The sequence below is a fragment of the Streptomyces sp. NPDC026417 genome, from assembly GCF_055567695.1.
The window spans coordinates 1-2,384 of record NZ_JBVHPY010000106.1; the positions used below are offsets into that span (position 1 = coordinate 1).

The window sequence follows — 2,384 nt, forward strand, 5'->3', positions numbered from 1 at the left end:
TTTCGGTGGGTGATCCGGTTCCTGGCCGGATCCGTACCCCTAGTTCTACGGGTTCCCGACATATCGAACATCAGGGAACACCCCCTAAGAAAACCCCCTACTTACTTCAGCTCGTCAAGGTGACGCGGGATCGGTGAGGGTCAGTCCGGCTCGGGCTATGAAGCCGTCGAGGGTGGGGGGCCTGCAATGAAGGCGTTTGAGGCAGTTTGCGGACGAGGGTTTACAGCGGCTAACACAATGAGGTGGCTCGGTCCTGACGGCCGTTTCCAGGGCGGTAGTTGAGCGTTCAGTTCGGTGTGGGGAAGTCGCCGTGGATCGTGTCGGATGAGCTATGGGACCGCTTGGAGCCGCTGTTGCCGCAGCGTGAGCGACGCTTTCGGCATCCGGGTCGCAAGCCGCTGCCGGACCGGCAAGTGCTGTGCGGGATCCTGTACGTGCTGCACACCGGGATCCAGTGGGAATACCTGCCATACGACCTTGGCTTCGGCTCGGGCATGACGTGCTGGCGCCGCTTACGGGACTGGAACCAGGCCGGCGTCTGGCAGCGGCTGCACGAGGTCCTGCTGGCCGAACTGAACGCGGCCTCGCGGCTGGACTGGTCCCGCTGCGTGGTCGACTCCTCCCACGTCAAGCCTTAAAGGGGGAGCCAGACGGGCCCCTCGGCAGTCGACCGGGGCCGAGCCGGCTCCAAACACCACTTGATCACTGACGGGGGACGGCACCCTGCTGGCTGTCCTGCTGACCGCCGGCAACCGCAACGACGTCACCCAGCTCCTGCCGCTGCTCGACGCGATCCCGCAGGTCCGCGGCCGGGTCGGCCGTCCCCGCCGCAAGCCAGACTCGCTGTTCGCCGACCGCGGCTACGACCACGACATCCACCGCGACCAGGTTCGCGCCCGTGGCATCGTGCCCGCGATCGCCCGCCGCGGCACCGGGCTGGGCACCTACCGCTGGGTCGTGGAAAGGAGTTTTGCCTGGCTGCACGGCTTTCGACGGCTGCGGATCCGGTGGGAACGGCGGGCCGAGATTCACGAAGCGTTCCTGAGGCTCGCCTGTTGCCTCATCACCCACCGACAACTCAAAGCATTGTGCTGACGTCGGGTGCAAAGCCGCTGGTCACCTCATGGGTGTCCGTGGGTCATGCCATGATCCGGCCTCATGAGTGATCGTTCGCTTTCACCTGCCTGGCTGGCCTCGTGGACAGGCAGAGTCTCCGGGGTCCTCGCGGCAATGACAGGCGAGTTCGAGCGTCGGCACGGCTTTCCTCCCGGCACCAACAAAATCCGGCCTGCCAGCCGCGACGATCAAACCGCGGCTCGCGCGCTTGCCCGAGCGGGCCTCATCTCGGTTGACCTGGTCACTTTCTACGACAGCATCGGCGACGTCACCTGGGCGGACGTCGGCAACGGCTACTTCCTCGACCCGGCAAGCGACGTCCTTCTGCGACTCCAGGAGAACGGCGCTGTCGATGCCGGCGCGGACCAGAAGGTGGCCATCGGCTCGAACGGCGGCGGCCTGTCCTACGTTGCGGGCCCTGACGGGTCTGTTCATCGAACGCGGACGGCATCACTGGACGAACCGGAACTCGACAAGGTAGCCGACGACCTGCGGCAGTTTCTGGAACTGCTGGAGCAATCCCTGACGCAGTTCGTCGCCGACGGCGAGCCGGGATCTCTGTAGATCAGCGCGCAGGGCCCATTCTGTTAGGTTCTGTCTCTTTGGTCAGAGCCGGGTCCAGATGAGGAAGCCCCGCGAGGTGGAGTGCGGCCTGGTAGGCGATCGCCAGCTTGTCGGTGCGGGTGGCCAGGCCGCGCCACTGCTTTAAGCCCCGGTCGGCCAGCACCGTCAGGGGCCGGGTCCTGGGCTGGCCCGGGCCGGTGCGGGGCACGCGGATGCGGGACATCACCGTTTCGAAGGCGGGTGCATCACCTGCTTGGCCTGCGGTGATGGTGAAGGCTTAAGGGCCGAGCGTGGCCGTCTGCGGCCAGGTGGACCTTGGTGCTCAGCCCGCCGCGGGAGCGTCCCAGCGCGTGATCGGCGGGCTCTTCCGGGCGGGCCGCCCCGTTACCGTTTTCGTGGCCTCGCAATGAGGCTCCCGGCCTTCGGCCCCGGTATGACTTGAGCCCCCAGTCGAGATGATCGAAAAGGTGGTGTCGTCGGTGTCGGAGGCATTGGCAGACGGCTGATTAGAGGCACGAGTGCCCTCGGGGGCAGTCTCTTCGTAACGTGGATGCCGGCACGCTGATGCCGCAGGTGAGGCCGGGGACGGGCGAGCACGGGAGCGAGGCACTGAGCTTGTTCAGCGGTGAGTCTCGAGGGTGAGGATGGCTTTGGCGATTGACGTCATCCGGCTCGGTTTGCAGCGGGCTTTGCGGAGGATCCGC

Annotated in this window: 1 protein-coding gene and 2 pseudogenes; 2 read left to right on the forward strand and 1 reads right to left on the reverse strand. The window is 66.1% G+C overall.

What is annotated here, in order from left to right; translation table 11 throughout:
• Positions 1-296: 296 nt before the first annotated feature.
• Both ACZ4NT_RS39145 and ACZ4NT_RS39150 read left to right on the forward strand, forming a co-directional pair.
• Positions 297-1,095: pseudogene (locus tag ACZ4NT_RS39145) on the forward strand (IS5 family transposase).
• A gap of 135 nt (positions 1,096-1,230) precedes the next feature.
• Positions 1,231-1,680 carry an SMI1/KNR4 family protein gene (locus tag ACZ4NT_RS39150; protein WP_467730195.1) on the forward strand — a complete coding sequence of 150 codons (450 nt, stop codon included), beginning with the start codon at positions 1,231-1,233 and terminating at the stop codon, positions 1,678-1,680.
• Positions 1,681-1,722: 42 nt separating this feature from the next.
• On the opposite strand, the pseudogene ACZ4NT_RS39155 reads toward ACZ4NT_RS39150, so the two are convergent.
• Positions 1,723-2,084 (reverse strand): annotated as a pseudogene (locus ACZ4NT_RS39155) (transposase); the annotation flags it as partial.
• Positions 2,085-2,384: the final 300 nt, after the last annotated feature.

Bases quoted from the DNA above. Each gene is read 5' to 3' on its own strand.
- ACZ4NT_RS39150 (WP_467730195.1), top strand. From the start codon at position 1,231: ATGACAGGCGAGTTCGAGCGTCGGCACGGCTTTCCTCCCGGCACCAAC.